The organism is Rhizobium sp. CB2179 (assembly GCF_057653455.1).
Genome location: NZ_JBYGKR010000005.1, coordinates 227,844 through 250,727 on the forward strand (window position 1 = coordinate 227,844; position 22,884 = coordinate 250,727).

Here is a 22,884-nt window from a genome sequence, read left to right on the forward strand (position 1 = left end):
CCGGCTCGATCCGGTAGGTGATGCGCGCCGCCGCCGAGAACCTTGACGCCCGCCGTTGTCAGAGCAAGGTACGACCGCCTCGGTCGATCAGATCACGCCCCACCCCGCGTTAAGCAGCATTGATTGGCATCTCGAATGCGATGCGCGACGTCCGGTCGAACGTCACCCGTCGACGCTAGGAAGCTAGCGCCGTTGCTCGATGTAGCCCTAAAGCTGGAAGAGTGTTGGCCACACTCAGACCCCCAGTCGCCTTGTTTTGCGCGGTTGCCGAACCACCGTGCCATTCTGCCGCCCGACGTGTGATCGCCAAGCCAAGGCAGATCGCACGGATCCGTGCCGCAAGCTCGCCCGGTGAACAAGGACGTAATCATCCGCCCCGAGATTGAGACCGGAAATGCGGTCGACATCATCTCCACGAGCCGTCAGCATCAACACGGGCACGTCGCTTACCTGTCGAATTTTCCGCAAGACCTCAATGCCGCTCATGCGGGGCATCATGATATCCAGAACGACGATATCGGTTGAAGGCGACATCGCTTCGGCAACACCGATCCTACCATCCGCGGTTGTCTCGACAACGAAACCCTCCTCGGTCAGGTATTCGCCGAGCAAATTCGTAAGCTCGATATCATCATCGATCAAAAGCACGTTGGTCATGTAATTGCACCCGTCAATTAGATGGGTGCAGCTTAAGGCTAGCAGGCGGGGAATACAGCAGTTTTACCTAACTTAACACGTTCTTGACCGACATTAACATCGCGATCCCTATAGTGCGGCCGACAGCTTCAGGGCAGCCGGGATTTCATGCGCATAGTTTTCTCCTCAGTTTCCATCCTCCCCATTTTGGCGGTACTCAGCGGTTGTACCAGTCTTGGCGCACTCAAACCTTCGAGGTCTGTCGTGGCGCCCTATTGGCACGCGACACTGCCGCACGGAGGTCGCTCCCCCGAGCTCGTCGCGTGGTGGGCAAGCTTTAAAGATCCTTCGCTGACGGAGTTACTGACGCTGGCTGAACGGGAAAATCCCACGGTTCAGGAAGCTGTCGCCAACATTGACAAGGCGCGTGCGACGCTCGATAGCGCAAGGGCTGGCCTCTTCCCGTCGCTGGACGGGTCCGCCTCGGCAACGCGCGAGGCTAACACCGGGGACGACCTCAACAAAATCGTGGCTGGAACGAACAGGAGTGGCGGTCTCGACGCCGCCTGGGAACTCGATTTGTTCGGCAAGACCAAGAAAGAGACACAGGCCGCGGCCTTACGAGCCCAGGGCAAGGTCTGGTCGTGGCATGACGCGCGGATTTCGGTCGCTGCCGAGGTCGGTGATTACTATGTCCAATATCGCGCCTGTCGTCAGTTGGAACAGCTTTACCGTGATGAGCTTGCGTCGCAGAGAGAAACGATACTCGCGACTGAAAAATCGGCGCAGTCCGGCTTTACATCAACAGCCGATCTGGCGCTCTCCCGAGCGAGCGCTGCGACATCCTCTTCCAATCTGACGGCCCAGCGCGGGGACTGCGAAATCATCGTCAAGTCATTGGTCCAACTGACGGCCACCGATGAGTTGGTGATCAAAACATTGCTGGATCACGGTAAGAGTCGCATTCCACAGCCGTCATCGTTGCGGATCCTCTCTGTACCGGCGGATGTTTTGCGACAAAGGCCCGACATCAACGAGCTGGAAGCGGAAGTCGCGGCAACGATTTCAGATGTCGGCGCTGCGAAGGCCGACCTCTATCCCAGTCTCAGCTTGAGTGGATCCATCTCAATCAGCCAGTCCACCGTAACCGGCAGATCGGTTCCGTGGTCATTTGGGCCCGCATTGTCGATACCGCTGTTTGATGGCGGGACGAAAAGGGCTGCCGTCAGAAGCGCAGTTGCGGATTACGATGTTGCTGTCGCAAGTTACAAGTCCGGCGTCTTGACGGCTGTCGCCGACGTGGAGACAGCTCTTATTCGTGTCAACACGGCTCTGAAGCGTATCGGCGATGCAAAGACCGCCGCTGACAATTATCAAAGCTACTTCCGCTCGGTCGATGAGAACTGGAAATCCGGTGGCGCCAGTATCCTCGACCGCGAGGAGGCCCGTCGTTCGGCACAGTCCGCCGCCATCACCCTCATCGAAATCAGGCGCGACGCGGTCCAGTATTGGATCGCCCTCTACAAGTCTCTCGGCGGCGGTTGGGCTGCCCCGGCTGGCGCGCCAATTGCCTCTGCCAATGGAACCCACTGATGCGTAGATTTGCTTTCATCCTGGTCGCGACGACGGTCGCGTTAACGCCCTATCTTGCGCGTAGCGAGGACACCGAACAGAGTACCGCTCAAGCAGCTGCCTTGACCGTTGCCGTCGCCGCTCCGCGGACCCTGGAGTGGCCCGTGACGATACCCGCGAGTGGTCGCCTTGCCGCCTGGCACGAGGCGGTCATCGCGGCCGAGGTCAGCGGCCTAAAGATCTCCGATGTTAGAGCGGATGTGGGCACCGCGGTAAAAAAAGGCGATCTGCTCGTCCAGTTCGACGCCGAGACCTCTCAAGCGGAACTGGAACAACAGCAGGCCACCGTTGAAAAGCAGGAAGCGGCTCTCGACCAGGCAGTCGCGGACGCTGATCGCGCTCGTGGATTGACCGGCTCAGGTGCGTTGTCCAAGCAGCAGACGACGGAATATCTGATTTCCGAGCGGAAAGCGAAAGCCGACGTCTTATCTGCCAAGGCAGCACTTGCCTCTGCCCAACTGACCTTGGAGCGCACGAAGGTTTACGCGGTAGACGACGGGGTTATTTCCGAACGCTCCGCATCTCTTGGAAACGTTGTGAATGCCGGTGATCAGCTGTTCAAGCTGATCCGGCAAAACAGAGTCGAATGGAAGGCCGAGTTGCCGGTCAAACGGCTGGCCGATGTCAAGGAAGGGACCAAAGCCGTCATAAAGACGCCGGTCGGTGACGTCGGCGGCGAGGTGAGGTTGGTTTCGCCGACGACCTCGACAGACAATGGTCGCGTGACTGTTTACGTGACCTTGCAGCCGGACCAGGGAATGCCAGCACCCAAGACGGGCATTCTGGCGAGTGGCTATTTTGAGTTCGACCAGAAAGACGCTCTGACCGTGCCTGAGGCCGCGGTGACCCTCAAGGACGGATTTTCTTACGTTTTCATCCTGAAGGAGGCTGAAAAGCTCACCGTGGCGCGCAAGCGCGTCGAAACGGGCCGGCGCCAAGACGATCGTGTCGAAATCGTCTCGGGGATAGACAAGGTCGACAAGGTCGTCACATCCGGCGGCGCCTTCCTGGCTGACGGTTCGGTTGTAAGAGTGTCGGAAGACGCTCAGTCAGCGAAGAACGAGGAGGCGAAATGAATTTTTCCTCCTGGTCCATTCGCAATCCCGTTCCGCCAATTCTGCTTTTCATTTTATTGACGGCCTGCGGGCTATGGGCCTTCAACCGTCTCGATATCCAAAATTTCCCCGACATGGACCTTCCAACGATCGAGATCAGCGCGTCGCTCGATGGAGCAGCCGCATCTCAGCTTGAAACGGAGGTCGCGCGTAAGATCGAGGATGAGCTGACGGGCCTCACCAAGCTGGATTCCGTTACCACGACGATAACGGACGGTTCGGTCAGCATCTCGGTGGCATTCGAAGTCGGAAAGGACACCCAAGAAGCCCTCGATGAGGTTAAAAGTGCTGTCGACCAGGCGCAGGATGAGCTGCCGGAAGAGATGAATGCGCCGACCGTTACGAAACAGTCGCTAAACTCTTCGCCCTTGATCACCTACGTCGTGCGTTCGGATAAGCTGGATTCGGCTGAACTTTCTTGGTTCATCGATAACGACATGTCACGTGCGCTGATGGCGGTGGACGGTGTTGGCGAAGTCGGCCGCCTGGGAGGGGTCGACCGGGAAATCAGGGTGGAGCTGAACGCAAACCTGCTCGACGGCTTGGGATTGACCGTAAACGACGTCAACAGCCAGGTTGAAGCGGTACAATCCGACCTGTCGGGTGGCAAAGGTAGAATTGGCGGCGAAAGCCAGTCCGTGCGCACATTGGCTGCCGTAAAGAGCGCCGAGCAACTTGGTGCGATGGCGATCCCCTTGCCGGAAGGCAGCTGGGTTGGCTTGGATGAACTCGGAACGGTGACCGATTCACACAGCGATCTAACCTCGCTCGCTTATCTGAATGGCAAGCCGGTCATTGCCGCTCAGATCAAACGGTCGAAAGGTTATTCGGATACGGCGGTCACTGACAAAGTCCGTGACGCCATGAAGGTATTCGCCGCGGCCCATCCCGAAGTGACGATTGAAGAGGCTTACAACACCATCGTGCCGACCGAGCAGAACTATGAATCGTCGATGCATATGGTCTACGAGGGGGCGTTGATCGCTGTCTTCGTTGTCTGGTTGTTTCTTCGCGATTGGCGGGCGACGCTTCTGGCTGCGGTGGCATTGCCCCTATCGATCATTCCCACGTTTCTCGTGATGTATATGCTCGGCTATTCGCTGAACACCATCACGCTGTTGGCAATCTCGTTGGTGGCCGGCATTCTCGTAGATGACGCGATCGTCGAGATCGAAAATATCGAGCGACACCTCAACATGGGCAAAAACCCATTCGACGCGGCGATGGAAGCGGCAGACGAAATCGGTATGGCGGTCATCGCCACCACGTTTACACTGGTTGCCGTGTTCCTACCCACGGCATTCATGGGTGGAATTCCCGGCATCATCTTCAAACAGTTCGGCATCACGGCTTCCGTTGCCGTTCTGACTTCTCTCTTGGTCGCACGGTTGGTAACGCCGATGATGGCGGCTTATATGATGAAAGCCAGCGGCAAGGCGCACGAAGAAGACGGTCGCATCATGAGATGCTATCTTTGGCTCGTGAAAGGCGCACTCCGCCGCCGCTGGATACCAATACTCGGAACAGTCGGGTTTCTCGCATTCACGGCACTGCTTCTATCTCATCTGTCCACGGGCTTTTTCCCGGCATCCGACGATGGGCAGACCCAAGTTAGCCTAACAACGCCATATGGATCGACGATCGAAGCGACCGATGAGGCCGCGCGCAAGGCATCGGCGATCATTGCTGGCGTTGACCATGTCACGTCGGTCTTTCAGGCGACGGGCACGGCCTCCACGGGAGGGATGAACGGCACGTCAAATGCGAGCACCAACAGCGCGACGCTCGTCGTCAATCTCACGCCGATCGATGACAGAGATGTCAAGCAGTCACAAATCGAAGCCGATTTGCGCAAGGCATTGGAACAGCTGCCCGGCGTTCGCCTGGAAATCGGTTCCGGCGGCAATGGCACGCAACTCACCCTGACGCTGGCAGGCGACAATTCCGAGCTTCTTGAAAAGGCCGCGGCAAACCTCGAGGCCGATCTGCGTACTCTTTCGGGCATCGGTAACGTTACGTCATCGGCTGCCATGCAAACGCCTGAAGTCACGATCAAACCTGACTTGGCGGAAGCAGCATCCCTGGGTGTCACGTCCAAGGCCATCGCCGAGGCTATTCGCGTTGCAACGGCCGGTGCCTACGACACCGCTTTGTCCAAGCTCAACCTGCCGGAGCGCCAGGTCGCCATTCGGGTCATGCTCGATACGGCAAATCGACAGTCGCTCGACGCCATATCGCTCATTCCTGTCGAGGGAAAAGAGGGTAATGTCGCGCTGGGTGCCATCGCCGATATCTCTCTTGGATCCAGCCCAAGCCAGATAGATCGGCTGGACCGGTCACGAAACGTCTCTTTGACAGTCGAATTGAACGGCAGAAACCTTTCCGACGTGACGGCAGAGGCCGCGCGATTGCCCAGCTATCAGAACCTGCCACAGGGTGTGAAATTCGTTGAACAGGGCGAGCTCAAGCGTCAGAGCGAGCTGTTCACCAGCTTTGGTACGTCGATGGCGATCGGCATCTTCTGCATTTACGCCGTTCTGGTCCTTCTCTTCCATGATTTCCTTCAGCCGGTGACAATCTTGATGGCACTGCCGCTGGCACTTGGCGGCGCCCTCTTGCCACTCGTTTTGACTGGCACCAGCTTCTCCATGCCAGCGGTTATCGGCCTTCTTCTCCTGATGGGTATCGTATCGAAAAACTCCATTCTCCTTGTCGAGTACGCAATCGAGGCGCGCCGTGCCGGAATGTCTCGTTACGACGCGCTCGTGGACGCCTGCCACAAGCGAGCGCGACCCATCATCATGACAACCATTGCCATGGCCGGCGGCATGCTTCCGGCAGCACTCAGTCTTGTTTCCGGTGACCCAAGCTTCCGCCAACCCATGGGTATCGTCGTGATCGGAGGACTGGTCACCTCGACATTCCTAAGCCTTCTTGTCATCCCCGTCGTCTTTACATTTCTGGATGATGTTCTGAACTGGCTGAAAACAAGGCTCCAAGAAGATAACAGGCACGCCGCCGAATAGCCCTTGGAGCGTCCGATGCGTTTTCTGGCGAGGATCCCTCATCTAACCGCGGTTCCACTGACGCGCATGACCCTTGCTGGGCTTGTTTGCCTTTTGATCGGTTGCACCACGGCGCGACCAGTCTTTCAGGAGGTCGATGCACGTCAGGCGGAAATCGCGGGGTTTGAAAACATCCGCGCCCCGTTGGATGGCGAGATCGATTCAGCGATCAGGAAACGCTTTCAGAGGACTGAATCCCGGGTCCCTCGACAATACTTGGCGATCTCAGGCGGCGGAGCCGGTGGAGCTTTCTCCGTCGGTGTTCTAAAAGCATGGTCTGAGCGCGGCGATCGGCCAACCTTCGACCTCGTGAGCGGCGTTAGTACCGGGGCCCTCATCGCCCCCTTCGCTTTCCTGGGAACGAAGTATGACCTCGTCCTCGAACATCTCTATACAAGCGGCGTCGCGACGGAACTGCTCGACCGAAAATTCATCGTCAGCGGTCTGCTCGGCGAAAGCCTGTATTCTCAGAAGCCCCTGAGGGAGATGGTGGAGAGATATGTGGACAAGCTCCTTCTCACCGAAATTGCTGACGAATACCGAAAAGGCCGAAATCTTTTTGTCCTGACGACAAATCTCGACACTCAACGTGCCGTTCTTTGGGATATGGGCGCCATAGCGAATAGCCCGCGGCCAGACGCTCTCGGCCTCTTCCAAAATGTCCTGATCGCATCGGCCAGCATTCCGGGCGTTTTCCCCGCCGTGCGGATTAACGCGGTGGTTGACGGGCGGCCGATCGTTGAGTTGCACTCCGATGGTGGGCCGTCAGCTCAGATCATGACCGTTCCGGAGGCCGTATTGTCGAACGTCGATCTGCCGGTTCCCGCTGGGGCTCGGGGATCCGACATGTACTTACTGGTGAATAACGCGTTGATGCCCGAGTTTGCCGTGACGGCAAATTCGACGTTGTCGGTTAGCACAAGGGCGTACTCAATCCTTGTGAAGTCGCAGACGCGTCAATCGCTTTACGCGGTCTATGAATATTGCCGCCGGGTTGGTGCCCAGTTCCATATGGCTACCATCGACGTCATGGTGCCCTATAAGATAAGCGACCCATTTAATACTGAATACATGAGAGCCGTTTTCAAGATCGGCTATGACCGGACGTTAAATGGTCGGCTATGGCGTGATCGACCGACGTTCTCCACAACACAGTAATATTACGAAGGCGACTGGCTCTTCCATTCAACTCTATCCGCGCCCGCGGGCCGCCGCCGACAGGTTGCGATGATCGAGGAATTGCGAAGAAATTGCATTATGTATTCGATAAAATATGACAAGCTGATCGATGAGACGCCATCCTGGCTTGACGACCACGAGAAAATCACCCGCGCATACATTGAAAAACGGACTGACGATGCCGCGGGTTTACTCAAGGACCACATCGAGGGGGCAAGGAAGTGTTTGCTCGGGGTGCAAACCGGATGATCCTCAGGAGCGTTGAGATTGCCCTGCTCATGGAGCACCGTTCGTCGGTCTTCCGATTTTCCTGGTGCGCCAGTTCTGCTTCTCGTGCGTCCCTACCGCAATCGATCTTATCGCTGCCCCTCGCAGCCGAATATTCCATCGACCACAAGGGCCTCTACGCTACGGGTCAGTAGGGTGGCGGCATGATGACGATGGCAATGGATATCAAATACCCCGAGCTATTTTCGGCCTCCCTCCCGGTCGCCGGACAATGGGACCCGGCGCTGGTGAAGCCCCTGGCCCATAAATTCTCTGGATCCTCGTGTCCCAGGACGATGACAAGGCTTGGCCCGACGAAAGTGCCATGATTGACGTGCTTTCCAAGGAAGGCGCCACTGCCGCGCGGTTTTGGGACGGCACCTGGAATGCAGAGCAGTTTCACGAACCGTTGCGGAGATCGACGCAGAACGGAGCCCGATCAACTTCGTGGCCTTCCGACAGGTAACGGTAATGTATCCAGTCTCGACGACATCTTAGAGTCGTCGTCGGCGATGATCTCTCCATATTGAGGCGCGAACACGAAGGCGGGTCGCGCGATCTGATCGGCAGGGCTCGCCCATGCCACCGCACCGAGACCCTGGAACAGCGTGGCCTCCGTCTCGGTGCTTGTGGCACCGGCGCCGTGCATGAACAGCACCAGCGGATAGGAGCGCGCGGGATCGTAATCCCGAGGTACGAAAAGATTGTACGGCAGTGTTCGCCTGGTTCGTGGGTCCATGAATTCGCGTTGGCGGAACTCATCGACGACCAGGTTGCGGACCGTGGTTGTTCGCAATGCCAACGGCCTGGCGATATGACTGTTCCATCGCTCGTCCGAATGGGTTCGATCTGGGTAATGACAGCCACCTCGCGGCTCTAACCAGCTTTGACACTATGACATCACGGTCTGCGGTTCGCAGCTCTTCAAGACCAGTCTCTTGCTACAGGCTCCGCCGATAATCGCCATGGTGCAATGAGGCGCGGTTCAGCTGGTAGATCTCCTAGACAACTGCTCGCGCAGTAGAATTCGGCGGCCTACTCCCTAGCAAGTCGGCCCAGGGCGTCCAAAGGATCAAAATTCAGTATTCTTGCCAGCTCGAGGAACTCGATGACGTCGACGCGACGTTGGCCGCTCTCCAATCGGGCGACAAACGACTGGTATTCGCCAAGTTTGTCAGCAAGCTCCGTCTGCGTGAGACCTGATGCCTCTCGCTTCTCGACCAGCAGCGCTATCAGCGCTCTATGCCTTTCCGTGCCGAGCGTCTTCGCCACGTTCACCCACCTTGTCTAAGATGGGGTCTTCGATTATATCTGATTTCCAGTTATCTTAAATTCAGATAATTTGCTTAATCCTCGCATCGATCGTGGAACCCCTCATGGAACTACGCCAGCTCTCCTACTTCGTCGCGGTGGCCGAGGAACTGCACTTCGGCAGGGCAGCGGCCAAGGTCCGCATCGCCCAGCCAGCGCTCTCCAACCATGTGCAGGCGCTGGAGCGCGAACTCGGCTGTGCGCTGTTCATCCGCTCGACCCGGCGGGTGGAACTGACGCGGGCAGGGGAGATCTTCCACGAGCGCTGCGTCGGGATCCTCAGCGAGGTCGATCTGAGTGCCGAGATCACCAGGGCGGTGGCCGGCAAGACGATAAGGCAGATCAGGATCGGCACCGTCTATCCGGCGACCACCGGCGTGCTGCCGGCGTTCCTTGGAAAGATCGCCCGCAAGTACCCGGATATCCGCATCCATATATCCAGCGGCAATACCGGCGACATCATCCGCGGCCTGGAAAACGGCCAGATCAATCTCGGCTTCATCAGGCCGGTGGAAAACATCGGCTCGTTGCGCTTCTCTTCGATCGCCCATGAGCGGTACCTGCTGGCGGTGGCGAGGAGCAACCCACTGGCGGAACAGGCGGAGATTGGCATCGACGACCTGCGCTCAGAGAGGATCATCGCCTTCAATCGCAAGAACCTCTCCTACACCGAGCGGTACTTCAATGAGAAGTTCGAGGAATATGATCTGACCCGCAACATCGCCTATAGCTGCGACGACACCTATTCGCTGGTGTCGCTGGTCTCGGCCGGCCTTGGCATCGGCTTTGCGCCGGAATGGACCGAGGGCCTGCCGAACCGGGCCTTCGAGCTGAAGGCGGTCAGGGGCATCGATTTTCGGATCGGCCTCGGTGTCGCCTGGAATAAAGAGGATCCAACCGCCTCGCGCGACGACATCGTCGATATCGCCCGCTCATTGGCGCGGCCGGGCAGGTGAGGCGAGGGAGCCCACGGGTACCATGCAAACGGAACGGCTTACCGGGGGCAGTCGGTCCCGGGTTCCGCTCGTTCCCGAGCGGCGCTCCGCTAACCCTCCTGCGGCTGCCCTTTTAACCGGTCAAGCCGTGCGCGAACGGGCGCCGGCGCGGACGCGCCTTTGCCTGGTATGCTCATTGTTTGGAGGGGCGACTTTGCCACGCCGGGCACGGCGCCTAGGAGGTCAACCCAGCTGTCATCCAATAACATTTTAAAGCTCAGCCGCACTAAGCTCCGCTCCAGCAAGCGTTCCTGCTCATGTCATTGTTGCGGCTTTTTCGTAGCGCCACAATTATTTCGCGACGGGTGGGGGCAACACAATGCGCCTCGGATGCCCTGTGCCGGGCAGACGAGCTGGACTGACCTTAGCTACGGAAAAATTCCCCACCACGATAGGCGGGGCTTCGATCTTGCTGGTTGGCCGACGGTTCTTAGAACTTTACGCCAATGCCAAACTTGAGTTCGTGCTGATCGAGGTCGACGTCAACGCCGAGAACGTCCTTCTCGCCAAAGTCGTTGTACCGATATTCACCACGAGCGAAGATGTTGTTGGTGATCGCGAAGTCGAGGCCGGCTCCTACGGTGTAGCCGTTGAAGGTCTCCGTTTCCTTGTCAAGGCCAGGCAGATCTACGTAACCGCGCGTCGCGGTCCAACCGGCTGCGCCATAGATCAGCGCCTTGTCGAAAGCATAGCCGACACGACCACGAACAGCGCCGGTCCAATCGGTCCCAACGTCAGCTCCCAGCGCTTCCTCTTCATTCCAGTTGTGTTCGAGGTTGCCCTCGATGCCAACAACAATGTTATCGAACTGGAAGTTGTAACCCACAAAACCGCCGAAGATGCCGCCGTTAAAATCCTCGGAAGCGCTGGCACCACCGGCGCTGAAGTCACCGTTAAGCCATCCCGCGCCGCCATCGATACCCAAGTACGGACCGGACCAGGTAAATGCAGGAGCGGCCGCAACGGGAGCGTCCGAAATGACCGGGACCGCATCGGCCGCAAGCGCGGTGGTCGAGACAAGAGCGAGTAGCGTTGCGGCGGCTATCAACTTCATTTTCTGTACTCCGTGTCATACTAATACAACCAGAGGATATAACTCAATCCAACAAAAAGCTGTAGCAGCGGGGGCACACTCGCGAAAATGTACGGTACAGTACACGGTGCGCGCGGCGATCTTGAAAGGCCATCGGCCACGGCTGGCGCGCGTCGCGCCCCTCCCCAGTGCTCAGGCGCGCTGTCCGCTCCGCGCTGACAATGCAGCCGCTCCACGCAAAGTCGGATTGCTCACCGGCGCGCGGTCCCTGAGCGTCTCTCGCCACAAGTTCCCTGCCGGACAAAGACGCTCCCGTTGCGGTGCCCATGAACGCCGCGGGGTAGGTTGGGACGCTCACTGGCCACCAAGCGAGGGTAGTCCGCTCATTCGCATCTCCGACTGTGCTCCGCCTCGCAAATTGGTAGAACGAGCGCCTGCGGAAATTGATAAGCTTCCACCGCCGGACCCGGGCGGTAGCAGGTGAACAATCTAGCTTGGTCGACCTAGACTTCCGTTCCTGCGAGCTTCATCTCATGGACTCTATGGCAAGTGACGCCGCGCGGGCGAACTTAGCGCTTGAACGGATAGCCTTCGCCACAACCTCCGTCGCCGCGTAAAGGATTACAGTCATGCTCGCAAAGAGTTCCAATTCGGTTCGCCTGCGCCTCGCCTGGGGTGAAGTCAGAGCAATCGAGGTCGTTAGGTTGAGCCGTAGGCTCGAAATTGAAATCGAACAGCAGTCCCCATCGCGGTCCTGATCGTCTCCGGGATCAAGCAACCGGCTAGCGCCACGATACCTGGCGTCCCAGTGTCGTCGGTTTTTGCGAAATATCGTCCGCAAGGATGCCATTACGACTGCAGCGTCCATCCGACGGCCATTGATTCAGATTTTATTAAACATGTAAGCGGATCCTAAAACGAGGGTGCAACACACCCGTGTCGAGCCGCGTTAGGCGATCACATATAGTAGGGATCGAACTTATGGCCGTTATTCTCGTCGTCGAAGACGAGCCGTTAATCCGCTTTCTCTTGTCGGATGAACTCGTGGATGCTGGACATACCGTCATCGAAGCCGCCAGCGCTTTGGAAGCCATCGCGGTGCTGGGCAGATGCGATCATTTGGACGTAATGATTACCGATGTCGACATGCCGGGCGGATTGAGTGGAATTGACCTGATGAAGCTAGTGAGATCCACTCGACCCGAGACGAGCGTATGGGTCGCGTCGGGCCGCGATGTCCGCTCGCAGATCGACCCCGGCGTTTTCTTCTTGCCCAAGCCATACGACTACCGCGAACTGGTCTATATTGTTTCCGAACGCGCTCACGTAAGGCAAGTGCTCGCGACCGACCAGCAGCGATCCGGTTGAAAGATTTCGAGAGAGCTCTTCCCGCCGCGCTAGGTACCGCCTACATCTTTCGAAACTGTGCCAGAGCCATCGCCAGGCCGGCTTCGTCGTAGGGTTTACCGAGAAGTACAGCGTCAGAGATCAGCTGGTGGCCATCGATCTGCGGAATGCCGATCATCCCCGATGAGAACACAATCCCCAGCTCTGGTTGTCGGCGCCGACACGCTACAGCGAGATCGGCGCCGGACATACCGGGCAGTCCATGGTCCGTGATCAGCACATCGAGGTCTTCCTGCCGGATCGATCCTCAGCGCGTTTGTCGGCGGACAGCTCCACGGCCTCGTCCCGATGTCGTCATGCTACAAGTCTTGCGGCGATCCTGGTGATTTCCGCGATCAAGGTATGGCGGCACGCGTGAGCTGCCTATTGACCACGAGGGTCGTCTTCCGCAACTGCATGAGCTTCAGCCTGCGACGACCAAACCTCGCATCCTGTTCTTCCGACCGTTGCCTAGCAGCGTATCCCTCTATCGTAACGGTGGGCCAGGGAAGCGGCGGCTTGATTAATGCCACTTCACTTACCCGTGATTGCGCTGTTCGTCGCTCAACTGGTTGTACTTTTTCCAAACTTCTTCGACTTCACGCGAACACCAGGCTTGCCGATCGGCATCATTTTTTCCTTCTCGTCGGGAGCCGGCGCCATGCCCTGCTGTTGACTAGACTCCTTGATGGGGGGTTCGAGGCCTGGATGTTGGTCTGGAGTATCTGTTACCTTGGTCTTGTCTGCCATGTCGCTGCTCCTCGCAGGCTCGAAACGGGGTGCGCGGCGGGCTCCTGGCGAGCGGCTGCCGCATTTAAATCGGCGGCTTTCGGCGGGGGCAGTTCGGCCTGTAGTTGATCGATGCGCTTGAACATGATTGGGCTCCTCGTTGATGGTTGCATCCTGCAAACCTCGACCGTGACGTGTTGTTCCCAAAAATCGGAACGAGGCGTACGGTCTCAAGACTGGCTAATGAAACGGCCTTCCTAGATCGACCTTGGTTGCCCCTGCCGTCCTCGGCACCAAAAGGGGTGAGCAAATCTTTCTCAGTAAAGATAGTGCCAGCCGTCGCTATTAGCGATGTCTGGCGTCCGGATGTCCTGCCAGACCTCGTTCGCGATGGCGCCAACTGACAACTTCGAGGCCGAATAGAATTTTATCAGACTATTGTCGCCAAAATCGACGATGGCCGCCACCACAGATGGCCTGGCAACGCGGTGACGCCCCCGAGGCTCGCTTCGATGTGATAACCGTCCATTTCCGCCAAGCCGTCGCCCCTGCGACCTATGAACTGAAAGCAAACCTTTCTGCGCGTCAGGTATTCGACCGAGAAATGAAACGTGTCACCGTCGGCTGGGTTCGTAAGCAATGCCAGTTCGGCAAGGATTTCGTGGAAGACAATCGGGCGTTTGCCATTTCGTGCAAACCAGCCGAGCCATCGATTGTTCCCGCACGATGCGGCTTTCCGGCTCGACATGAGGGCCAACCAACACGTGCGACGACAAGCGGAGCTCAGCCGGACCAAGGACTTGGTACCTCGGATCCGCCGCTCGACGTGCATGCATCCGCTGTCTGGATGCGTGGTCTCGAAATCTGTTCAAGCCCTGATGTCGAAGCAATTTATCGTGCTGTGTGGGAACACCTCCCGTGACGACCATTTTGTACCATTACAGACAAAGCTCTCGCGACCCTCGCCCGAATCTCCAATCGCTCCATTTCAGGCTAAACGAAGGGTTGGCAGATGATCGACAATCGAAACGAATGGATCGCTGCGCGTGCTTATGCGCTATGGGAGCAGGCTGGTCGCCCGTTAGGCCAGGACGAACTGCATTGGGAGCAGGCGGTTCTGGAACGCAACTTGCTTGAACGGACACGTGCCTCGAGCGACGGCGCAGAGGTTTACGCTCGCGTGCCAAGGCGCGCGGATCCGGATCCGGTCGAGGGGAGAAGCGTCCTGATCGTGGAGGACGAGCCACAGCTTCGCTACAACATCGTCGATTTCCTCGACAAGGCCGGATACCGCACCCTCGAGGCGGCCAACGCAGACGAGGCGTTGATCCACTTACGGCACAACGACGTCGATGCGCTGTATACCGATATTAATATGCCGGGAAGCATGGACGGCCTGGGGCTTGTCGCCACCGTCCGCAGTCGGTGGCCGCACATGCGGATCATCGTAACGTCAGGCTTCGTGAATCTCTCGCATCGTGACCTAGAGGCTGGAGTAACGTTTGTATCGAAGCCCACCAGCGGACTTGAATTGCTCAATCTCATGGCCAATTCCGCCTAGGCGTGACCGACAATTGTGCTTGGCCGGTCGAAGCCTGGTCGTCTGCTTGAGACCGGGCCTAGTAACGTCGCAATTTGAACAGGGCATTCACAGCAGACAAAAAGTGAAATTTTCGCCCTTGTTCGAAACTAGCCTGAGTCTGCTGGTCAACCATTCACTACGAGACCAGGCGCAATGCGGAACAAAAGTGTACGACCCATGTATCTGGGACGCAGTTGCCGTGCCTCTTAGCCATCAAGAGCGACCCCGATGAACTTGCTACTTACCGTCTGGCTGAGGCCGATCGCCAGCACCTGCTCGCGCGAGCTGAACGGGTACTGCTGCCAAAAGGGATGGTACTTTTGCAGCCAGACCGTCGGCGGAGTACGTTTATTTTGCATCGACGGGCATAGGCAGGGGCGGCGATGACCTTTATTCCAGCAGAGATGCCGAAGACATACTTCTCGTGGTTGGTAGCCCCCGTCGCTCAACACGCTAGTTCCTTCAAGCGGCCGACTGGCCGGCCATTCTTCAGATGCCATAGCGCCGATCGAGTTCATCGAGGGCGGACCGCACGTCATCGATCGAAACTGGCTCTGGTGTACCGGGCGGCCGACGGAGGGCGGGCTTCGACTCGACCGCGTAAAAATCCGACGCCCAGGCGGCCAGGATCGTGCGCTTATCATCGACCGATAGGGACGGCTCTCTCACCACGTCGACCGGGCGCTTGAGCTGCATTCGCGGAACCAGAACCGCGGGGCCCATCGCCATCGCGTTGCCGATGGCCTGCCGCAGCATGTCGTGCATCATCGGACTACCTCAACGAACGTGTGGATCGCTGTCGCCTGGCAGACGAGACGCGGCGATCATGTTGTTTTCCGGCGCGAGAAGATCGTGTTTCTTCGCGAAGGCGGCAAACAGGCCCCGCGCGGTCTCTGCTTCGATCTCACCGCGCAACGCGGCTCTGCATGCCTTTAGTGCGACCGCGTGCGCCGCGTCTCTCGGTGAACCCGGCCATTCGACGAGATGCCGGTAGGCGTCCATCACACTGCGAACCTCGGCCGGAAAGCCTAAGCCGACAAAAATTGAGACAGGCTGTTTGAACATATCGGGTTTCATCGCTCTCTCCTCCTAACCCGTGTTGACGGGCGCCGTGGTCACGGCGCCCTTGGTCTGCGAACGACGCGGTCAAGCGGCCTTTTGTGCTTCGATCTGCGCGGGAGCAGCGGAATTCGGTGCGGGAGCGTTCAGTATGGAGATTTTCCGCGGCTTCAGTGCCTCTGGAATCTCGCGAACGAGTTCGATCGAAAGAAGACCATTGCTGAGCTCCGCCCTATTCACCCTCACGTGGTCGGCAAGTTCGAACCGATGTTCGAACGGCCGGCCGGCTATGCCGCGATGCAGGTAGCCTTCATGTGCGGCCTCCTGCTTCTTGCCCGTCACGGACAGCAGATTGGATTGGAAGGTGATGTCGAGATCGTTTTGGGTGAAGCCCGCCACCGCGATCGAAATCCGATAGCTGTCATCCCCGCTCTTGATGATGTCATAGGGCGGCCAGTCGTTGATCGAGCGGGCGCGCTGGGCGTTTTCGAGAAGATGAAAGACCCGGTCGAACCCGACGCTCGAACGGTAGAGCGGTGCATAGTCGTAAGATGTTGCCATAGCCATATCCTCCTTGAAGCAACATGGTACCGAAGCGCCGACAGACGGCGCCTCCAGCAAGGCCAGCCCTTCCTTAGCGGCTGGCGGCATCGATTTGGTTTTTTAGAATTTCGGATTCAAGAGCCGCAACAGAAAATTTTTCGCGGGCCTCGTCACCCGGCCTCCGCCTTCCATTGACCTCGGACTTGCTTATGCCGAGAGAAGCCTCCAAATTTTGGACGGAGTACGGATCATCGCCCCGCGCCTCCAGTCGCAAGCGTTCAGGCCTCTGCTCTTGTTCCTGCTCCTGGAGGCTGATCAGTTTGGGTAGTATTACAATGTCCTGGCTTTCATCGCGCGTTCCACTTGCTGTCCTCCGTCCTAGGACCAAGGACAGCAAAGCATGCCATGCCCCTTGTCAAAGACCCGCCGCAAACACCGGGTGTTCTCCGTTCCGCAGTGGTCTAGCCGCGGAAAGCCAAAACTTCGTTATTTTCACCAAGACCAGACCGCCTGGATCTTCCACAAAAGAGATTGATAGCAAATTTCTCGCACTAGGAGTGGCTTTACATCGTCGATGTCATAGGCACCGCCGGAATCGGGATCGAGGGTCTTGCCGTGGATTTAGAGAGCAGTGTGCGAACAGTAGATCTTATCTCGCTGGTATCATCCTGGGAAGACGGCGCCGGGCAAGAGCTTAAAAACAGCCGCGGAGGCCCGTACTTGCTACGGGGTTTCTGGTCGGGCTTGAGGTCACGTGGCTACCTCACCTGTTGCGTATGGTACGCGAGGAAGCATTACGCTGTCTACTCGGTCGTCCCCGGAACTGGCTCTAGCGTTGATGCGCGGAAAACTGGATGTTACCCATGGCGGCTTCAATGAAAAGGCCGCGAACTTGGCGTCTCCTCTAAAGGTTTTAGACCGCAACAAAGAGAGAACATTGCATTTTTCGCCCCGATATCAATAATCCGAGTTATCGGGTCCTAGATGCGGTGAAACTACTGGCGAGCCGAGGCGTTCTGATCCTGTGACAACAACAAGCAGGAGAAAGTAATGGCGGACGACAGCACCACCACGATCCGGGCGATTTTCGAGACACGCGAGGCAGCCGACCGTGCAGTTGAACACCTTGTTCAACAGCACGGCATCTCAAGGCCCGACATCTTCATTCAATCCACCACCGATCGAAATACCGTTGGCTCAGTGCCATCGGGCGGTGATGCTTCCCACGCAGACGGCGCCCGCGATGACGCAGCCCTCGAAGGCGACATCGAGGTTTCGGCGGATATTGCAGCCAATCAGATCGCCGCCGTCCAACGCAGTCTCGGTGACGCCGGTGCGGTCCATGTATCGCGTCGATAGGTCAGTGATCGGAGCCGGAGTTCATGAGCGACAATCTTTCGAAATACCGCGCCAAGCGCGATTTCAAGAAGACCGGCGAGCCGAGCGGCGAGGCCCAGGTGAAGCCGTCGAACCGCCGGCGGTTTGTGATCCAGAAGCACGACGCTACCCGGTTGCATTATGACCTTCGGCTCGAACTCGACGGCGTCTTTAAATCCTGGGCTGTGACCAAGGGCCCGTCGCTCGACCCGCACGACAAGCGGCTGGCCGTCGAAGTCGAAGACCATCCCTTGGACTACGGGGATTTCGAAGGCACGATCCCGAAAGGCCAGTATGGCGGCGGCACCGTGATGTTGTGGGACCGCGGCTACTGGGAGCTCGAGGGCAACAGGACGCCGGAAGAAGCGCTCGCCAGGGGCGATTTCAAGTTCAAGCTGGAGGGTAAGCGCCTCCATGGCGGTTTCGTTCTGGTGCGCATGCGCAACGACCGCGATGGCGGCAAACGGACCAACTGGCTGCTGATCAAGCATCATGACGATTTCTCGGTCGAGGAGAACGGCGCGGCCATCTTGGAGGAAAACGATACGTCCGTGGCGTCCGCGAGAACGATGGAGGCGATCGCAGCGGGAAAAGGCAGGAAGCCAACGCCATTCATGATGCAGAATGGCGACGTCGAGGCGGATGCGGTGTGGAACACCAATCACGTTTTCGCGGCCGAGGAGCGCAAAGCGGGCGTGAAGACTGCAAAAAAGCCGTCGGCCGGCAAGCGTGCGAACTCCACCATGCCGGTTTTCGTCCCACCGCAGCTGTGCGAAACCCTGGCGCGCCCGCCATCTGCCGATGGCTGGATTCATGAGATCAAATTCGACGGCTATCGCATCCAGATGCGAGTTGAGGATGGCGAGGCAACCCTCAAAACCCGCAAGGGTCTGGACTGGACGGCCAAATATCCGGCCATCGCCGCCTCAGCGTCCGCTCTTCCCGACGCCATCATTGATGGAGAGATCTGCGCGCTCGACGAAACCGGCGCCCCGGATTTTGCTGCGCTCCAGGCGGCGCTCTCGGAAGGAAAGACCGATAATTTGGTCTACTTTGCATTCGACCTCCTCTTCGTGGGAGGCGAAGATTTGCGCGAGCTGCCGCTCACAGAACGCAAGGAACGCTTGGCGACGTTCTTGTCGGATGCCGGCGAAGATCCGCGTCTACACTTCGTCGAGCATTTCGAAACCGGTGGCGACGCGGTTCTCAGATCCGCCTGTCGTTTGTCGCTGGAGGGGATCGTCTCGAAACAGGCTGACGCACCTTATCAATCGGGCCGCACCGAGACATGGGCCAAGTCGAAATGCCGGGCAGGGCATGAAGTCGTTATCGGCGCCTATGCGAAAACCAATGGCAAGTTCCGATCACTGCTCGTCGGCGTCCATCGCGGCAACCATTTTGTCTATGTCGGCCGGGTCGGCACGGGTTATGGAGCGAAGGTCGTCGACACGCTCTTGCCCAAGCTGCAGGCGATGGAGACATCGGAGTCGCCGTTCACCGGTATCGGTGCGCCGAAGAAGAGCCCTGATATCGTTTGGCTAAAACCAGAACTCGTCGCCGAGATCGAGTTTGCCGGCTGGACGGCCGATGGCCAGGTGCGCCAAGCGGCGTTCAAGGGCTTGCGGGAAGATAAGCCTGCGGCAGAAGTCGAGGCCGAGAAGCCGGCCTCACCAGCCAAAACCGAGGTGCCCGATCCCGAGACTTCGAAACCGGCGCCTGCGCGTTTCCGCAAGGGCGCGAAGGTGGAGGTGATGGGCGTGATGATCTCCAGCCCCGACAAGCCGCTATGGCCGGATGCCGGTGACGGAGAGCCGGTGACTAAGGTCGATCTGGCGCACTACCACGAAGCCGTCGGTTCCTGGTTGATCGACCATATCAAGGGGCGGCCATGCTCAATCATTCGCACACCGGACGGCATTGGCGGAGAGCAGTTCTTCCAGCGCCATGCGATGCCGGGGACATCGAACCTGCTGGAACTGGTCACGGTGTTTGGCGACAAGAAGCCCTACCTACAGATCGATCGCGTCGAGGGTCTTGCGGCAATCGCCCAGATCGGCGGCGTCGAGCTGCATCCGTGGAACTGTGAGCCTAATCAGCCGGAAGTGCCCGGCCGTCTGGTGTTTGACCTCGATCCTGGACCTGATGTCGATTTCTCCACCGTCGTCGCAGCGGCTCGTGAAATCCGCGACCGGCTGGAGGAGCTCGGGCTCGTCAGCTTCTGCAAGACGACGGGCGGCAAAGGACTGCACGTGGTGACGCCGCTTGCCGTGCCGAAGAGCAAGAAACTCAGCTGGGACATCGCGAAGGGTTTCGCCCATGATGTTTGCGAACAGATGGCGCGCGACAATCCGGATCTTTACCTGATCAAAATGGCCAAGAATCAGCGTGAGGGGCGCATCTTTCTCGACTACCTGCGCAACGATCGCATGGCGACGGCTGTCGCACCTTTGTCTCCACGAGCGCGGCCCGGCGCCGCCGTGTCGATGCCGTTGACGTGGACGCAGGTAAAGTCTGATCTCGACCCCAAGCGGTTCACGGTTCGCACAGTTCCTGCGCTGCTTGCGAAAAGCGCCGCGTGGCAGGATTATTGCGATGGTCAGCGACCGCTTGAGCAGGCGATCAAGCGCCTCGGAAAATTAAAGCAGGCAGCGTGAGCGTTCGGGGGCCGCATGGCGATGGGACGGGAATTCGAATTCGTGGTGAGGCGCCATGGAAAAGGAACTGAACGATACCGCTCCTGCTGAACCACGTGTTGGCGCGACCACTGACCTGCCGCACGATCGCATCGCCGTGCAGCGCTTTCGTCGCTAGTCTTTCCCGCGCGCTCGTTGGAGCGATAACTTGAAGGCCTGGTTCGTGCCCGGTCGCACCGCAGAAAGGCGCATCGGAGTTGGATTGGCCGAGATGGAAGCGGAGGCCGACACGTTTGCCGACGAGAAGGAAAGGGACGCATTCGCCTTTGATCCTATCGGAAGCCGCTATCTCGAAGCCGCGCCATCGGCCTTTCAAATCCGGACGCCATACTCGCGCGCCGTCGTGAACGAAATTCGTGAAATCCCGTTTGCGCGCTGGGACGCGGATCGCCGGTTATGGACTGTGCCCTACCGATCTTACGACAAACTCCGCCGACGGTGGCAGGCAATCGAGGCGACAGCCGAACGCAATGAACCCGAGGTTAGGAAAGCGCGCCGCGAGGCAATGAAGGGCACGGAGGAAGAGGAGGCATCGAAGGCGAGACTGAGCGAGCGTCGGCGAAAACGCTATCCGGTGCCTGCACACGATGTTCCGCCGCTCCGAGCGTGCGATCGGCACGCATGTTGGTGTCGTTATCTTCACCAGCACCGATGGCGAACTGGCAGATCCGCCACTGTGGGTACGTTCTATTTTCCTGCAGGACCAAGCCAGGAGTATGTTTGGGCGTCGTGGCGGACCGCTCGAAGAACTGGTGGCGACCTGGCCAGCGAGAACGCCACCCGGCGAGGAAGAACGCGCAAGAGGATGGTGGCTGCCAAACTTGGAGGAGTTGCGGTCCGCTCGGCAAAAGGCCAGATCAAAACGGCGCACCAAACAACGCAGGGGAGAGCGGGACGATACGGCGTGAATAGTTTGCACATCGTCGGGAGAGGAGCGTTCGGATTGATTGAGCAGATGCAGAAGGTACTCCACGAGTTTCCAAACTTGCCGCCGGTGGATCCGCGCGAGATGATCGTACTACGGACCGGTCCGCCTGCCCGCGATCGGCCCCGCTGGCGCCGCGATCCCGCCCAGCCCAATCTCCCCTTGGGTCCGGCCTGATCGGATCGAGCCATGCCTTGCCTTGCTGAAACCAAGCCGCCGAAGGGCGACGACTGGGTTTATGAGATCAAATTGGATGGCTCGCCTGTCGGTTCATATCGAGCCGACGGGCATTCGCATCCTGACGCGCGGCGGCCATGACTGGACGCGTCGTTTCCCGGCGAAACAGGCGGCCATGTGGCTTCCGGCTGGCACTGCAATCCTCGATGGCGAGGGGCTGTTCTCGACGAGGAGGGCCGGTCGTGTTTCAGCCTGCTGCAACAGTCGCTCAGCGGCGGGGGCGCAAGAAGAGCTCGAGCGACGCCATCTTCATGGCCTTCGAACTATTTCGATGCCCATGATCTCAGGAGGTCGGAGCTGGACGCGCCGGCATTAGTCGAGGTTCTCGTGCCGGCCAGCGAGCAGGCGATATCAGCCTTTCCGAGGAGATCGAGGCCGACGGCGATCAGCTGCTGGCAAGCGCCTGCGCGCATGGGCTGGAGGCATCATCGCCAAGCGTAGGAGTGAGCCCTATCGATCCGGCGGCTCGGCGATTGGGTGAAGATCAAATGCGTCCAGGATAAGAGCTTTGTGATCGTCGGCTACGGGCGATCAACCGCCGCGCGCGTGCCGAGATTGGCCGGCTTCTGCTGGCCGCGCGCAAGGCTGTCTAAATATAGCTGCTGCCTAGCAAACCTTTTGTCAATTTTGACGTTGTCGGACGAGAATAAGGTCGACGGAGCAACCTATGACAACATTCTTTTTTTCGATAAAAGATGGCGACGGCGAATTCCACGTCGACAATGGGCTCGAGTTCATCGATTTGGCCGCGGCGCTTGGTTATGCCCACCATGTACTTTCGGAAATGGCGGTGGACGGTATTCCAAACTCGCCCGAGGAAGAAAAGTCAGTCGCGATCGAGGGCCCGGACCGGCAGCCCATGGCGGTGATGTCCATTCGGGTTACACTGGACTTCATCCAGCCATCGGCGCCCGAGGAATGTCGTCTGGCCGCAGCCGACATTGATCGCGGAGAGCGAACACCCAGCTTTGACGGATGACGGAAAGCTGCCGGTGTCCTCCTATAAGGAGCCGCGGGCGGCTGATGAGGTGGCGGTTTATAAAAATAGATTAGGTTTAGGACTAGCGGACGTTGCCAGAATGACGCGATGTAATGCCGAGCATTATCGACATTCTCAACC

The 22,884-nt window shown here is 58.5% G+C and carries 18 protein-coding genes and 6 pseudogenes; 15 read left to right on the forward strand and 9 right to left on the reverse strand.

The window, feature by feature from the left end:
* Positions 1 to 262 precede the first annotated feature (262 nt).
* A pseudogene (locus tag AC244Q_RS34700) lies at positions 263 to 657 on the reverse strand (response regulator); the annotation flags it as partial.
* Positions 658 to 900: 243 nt separating this feature from the next.
* Between AC244Q_RS34700 and AC244Q_RS34705 the strand changes: the two are divergent.
* The 6 genes and pseudogenes from AC244Q_RS34705 to AC244Q_RS34730 all read left to right on the forward strand — a co-directional run.
* Positions 901 to 2,229, forward strand: a complete 1,329-nt coding sequence (locus AC244Q_RS34705) for an efflux transporter outer membrane subunit (protein WP_245460629.1) — start codon at positions 901 to 903, stop codon at positions 2,227 to 2,229.
* Positions 2,229 to 3,344, forward strand: a complete 1,116-nt coding sequence (locus AC244Q_RS34710; protein ID WP_128407547.1) for an efflux RND transporter periplasmic adaptor subunit — start codon at positions 2,229 to 2,231, stop codon at positions 3,342 to 3,344. The genes AC244Q_RS34705 and AC244Q_RS34710 overlap by 1 nt, the downstream gene beginning before the upstream one ends.
* Positions 3,341 to 6,409, forward strand: coding sequence for an efflux RND transporter permease subunit (locus AC244Q_RS34715; RefSeq protein ID WP_128407546.1), 3,069 nt, complete (start codon positions 3,341 to 3,343; stop codon positions 6,407 to 6,409). Before AC244Q_RS34710 ends, AC244Q_RS34715 begins: the two co-directional genes overlap by 4 nt.
* A gap of 15 nt (positions 6,410 to 6,424) precedes the next feature.
* A complete protein-coding gene (locus tag AC244Q_RS34720) occupies positions 6,425 to 7,606 on the forward strand; it encodes a patatin-like phospholipase family protein (RefSeq protein WP_017997296.1) in 1,182 nt (393 codons plus the stop codon).
* 12 nt (positions 7,607 to 7,618) lie between these two features.
* Positions 7,619 to 7,876, forward strand: a pseudogene (locus AC244Q_RS34725) (FCD domain-containing protein); the annotation flags it as partial.
* Between the two features lie 119 nt (positions 7,877 to 7,995).
* A pseudogene (locus tag AC244Q_RS34730) lies at positions 7,996 to 8,368 on the forward strand (hypothetical protein); the annotation flags it as partial.
* On the opposite strand, the pseudogene AC244Q_RS34735 reads toward AC244Q_RS34730, so the two are convergent.
* Together AC244Q_RS34735 and AC244Q_RS34740 are read right to left on the reverse strand one after the other, a co-directional pair.
* A pseudogene (locus AC244Q_RS34735) lies at positions 8,367 to 8,693 on the reverse strand (hypothetical protein); the annotation flags it as partial. The pseudogenes AC244Q_RS34730 and AC244Q_RS34735 sit on opposite strands and share 2 nt — an antisense overlap.
* Before the next feature lie 236 nt (positions 8,694 to 8,929).
* Entirely contained in the window at positions 8,930 to 9,172 is a 243-nt protein-coding gene (locus AC244Q_RS34740) for a helix-turn-helix domain-containing protein (protein ID WP_017997293.1), read from the reverse strand.
* Between the two features lie 98 nt (positions 9,173 to 9,270).
* Between AC244Q_RS34740 and AC244Q_RS34745 the strand changes: the two genes are divergently transcribed.
* On the forward strand, positions 9,271 to 10,161 hold the full coding sequence (locus AC244Q_RS34745) for a LysR family transcriptional regulator (RefSeq protein WP_017997292.1): 891 nt from the start codon (positions 9,271 to 9,273) through the stop codon (positions 10,159 to 10,161).
* A gap of 469 nt (positions 10,162 to 10,630) precedes the next feature.
* Here the strand turns inward: AC244Q_RS34745 and AC244Q_RS34750 are convergent, their stop codons facing one another.
* Positions 10,631 to 11,254: an outer membrane protein gene (locus AC244Q_RS34750; protein ID WP_003554784.1), complete on the reverse strand. Its 624-nt coding sequence runs from the start codon at positions 11,252 to 11,254 to the stop codon at positions 10,631 to 10,633.
* 960 nt (positions 11,255 to 12,214) lie between these two features.
* On the opposite strand from AC244Q_RS34750, the gene AC244Q_RS34755 reads away from it, so the two are divergent.
* Positions 12,215 to 12,601: a response regulator gene (locus tag AC244Q_RS34755; RefSeq protein ID WP_003554782.1), complete on the forward strand. Its 387-nt coding sequence runs from the start codon at positions 12,215 to 12,217 to the stop codon at positions 12,599 to 12,601.
* A 40-nt stretch (positions 12,602 to 12,641) separates the two neighbouring features.
* Here AC244Q_RS34755 and AC244Q_RS34760 read toward each other — a convergent pair whose 3' ends face one another.
* Together AC244Q_RS34760 and AC244Q_RS34765 are read right to left on the reverse strand one after the other, a co-directional pair.
* Positions 12,642 to 12,860, reverse strand: coding sequence for a response regulator (locus AC244Q_RS34760; protein ID WP_003554781.1), 219 nt, complete (start codon positions 12,858 to 12,860; stop codon positions 12,642 to 12,644).
* Between the two features lie 323 nt (positions 12,861 to 13,183).
* Positions 13,184 to 13,369 (reverse strand): hypothetical protein, encoded by a 186-nt coding sequence (locus AC244Q_RS34765; protein WP_003554779.1) that lies wholly within the window; start codon positions 13,367 to 13,369, stop codon positions 13,184 to 13,186.
* Between the two features lie 451 nt (positions 13,370 to 13,820).
* On the opposite strand from AC244Q_RS34765, the gene AC244Q_RS34770 reads away from it, so the two are divergent.
* Complete coding sequence (locus tag AC244Q_RS34770; protein ID WP_128405686.1) at positions 13,821 to 14,270, forward strand: hypothetical protein; 450 nt, start codon at positions 13,821 to 13,823, stop codon at positions 14,268 to 14,270.
* Positions 14,271 to 14,360: 90 nt separating this feature from the next.
* Complete coding sequence (locus tag AC244Q_RS34775; protein WP_003554775.1) at positions 14,361 to 14,909, forward strand: response regulator; 549 nt, start codon at positions 14,361 to 14,363, stop codon at positions 14,907 to 14,909.
* Between the two features lie 510 nt (positions 14,910 to 15,419).
* Here the strand turns inward: AC244Q_RS34775 and AC244Q_RS34780 are convergent.
* The 3 genes from AC244Q_RS34780 to AC244Q_RS34790 form a co-directional block, all read right to left on the reverse strand.
* Complete coding sequence (locus AC244Q_RS34780) at positions 15,420 to 15,698, reverse strand: hypothetical protein (protein ID WP_003554773.1); 279 nt, start codon at positions 15,696 to 15,698, stop codon at positions 15,420 to 15,422.
* Positions 15,699 to 15,707: 9 nt separating this feature from the next.
* A complete protein-coding gene (locus AC244Q_RS34785; RefSeq protein ID WP_003554771.1) occupies positions 15,708 to 16,007 on the reverse strand; it encodes a DUF982 domain-containing protein in 300 nt (99 codons plus the stop codon).
* Between the two features lie 69 nt (positions 16,008 to 16,076).
* Positions 16,077 to 16,550, reverse strand: coding sequence for an Hsp20 family protein (locus AC244Q_RS34790; protein WP_017997554.1), 474 nt, complete (start codon positions 16,548 to 16,550; stop codon positions 16,077 to 16,079).
* Positions 16,551 to 17,233: 683 nt separating this feature from the next.
* Between AC244Q_RS34790 and AC244Q_RS34795 the strand changes: the two are divergent.
* The 5 genes and pseudogenes from AC244Q_RS34795 to AC244Q_RS34815 all read left to right on the forward strand — a co-directional run.
* Positions 17,234 to 17,391, forward strand: a pseudogene (locus tag AC244Q_RS34795) (LysR family transcriptional regulator); the annotation flags it as partial.
* A 191-nt stretch (positions 17,392 to 17,582) separates the two neighbouring features.
* A complete protein-coding gene (locus AC244Q_RS34800) occupies positions 17,583 to 17,891 on the forward strand; it encodes a hypothetical protein (protein ID WP_128405688.1) in 309 nt (102 codons plus the stop codon).
* A 23-nt stretch (positions 17,892 to 17,914) separates the two neighbouring features.
* Positions 17,915 to 20,563, forward strand: coding sequence for a DNA ligase D (gene ligD, locus AC244Q_RS34805; RefSeq protein ID WP_128405689.1), 2,649 nt, complete (start codon positions 17,915 to 17,917; stop codon positions 20,561 to 20,563).
* A gap of 187 nt (positions 20,564 to 20,750) precedes the next feature.
* Positions 20,751 to 21,510 (forward strand): annotated as a pseudogene (locus AC244Q_RS34810) (hypothetical protein).
* A gap of 921 nt (positions 21,511 to 22,431) precedes the next feature.
* Positions 22,432 to 22,743, forward strand: a complete 312-nt coding sequence (locus tag AC244Q_RS34815; protein WP_003554763.1) for a DUF6894 family protein — start codon at positions 22,432 to 22,434, stop codon at positions 22,741 to 22,743.
* The last annotated feature ends 141 nt before the right edge of the window (positions 22,744 to 22,884 follow it).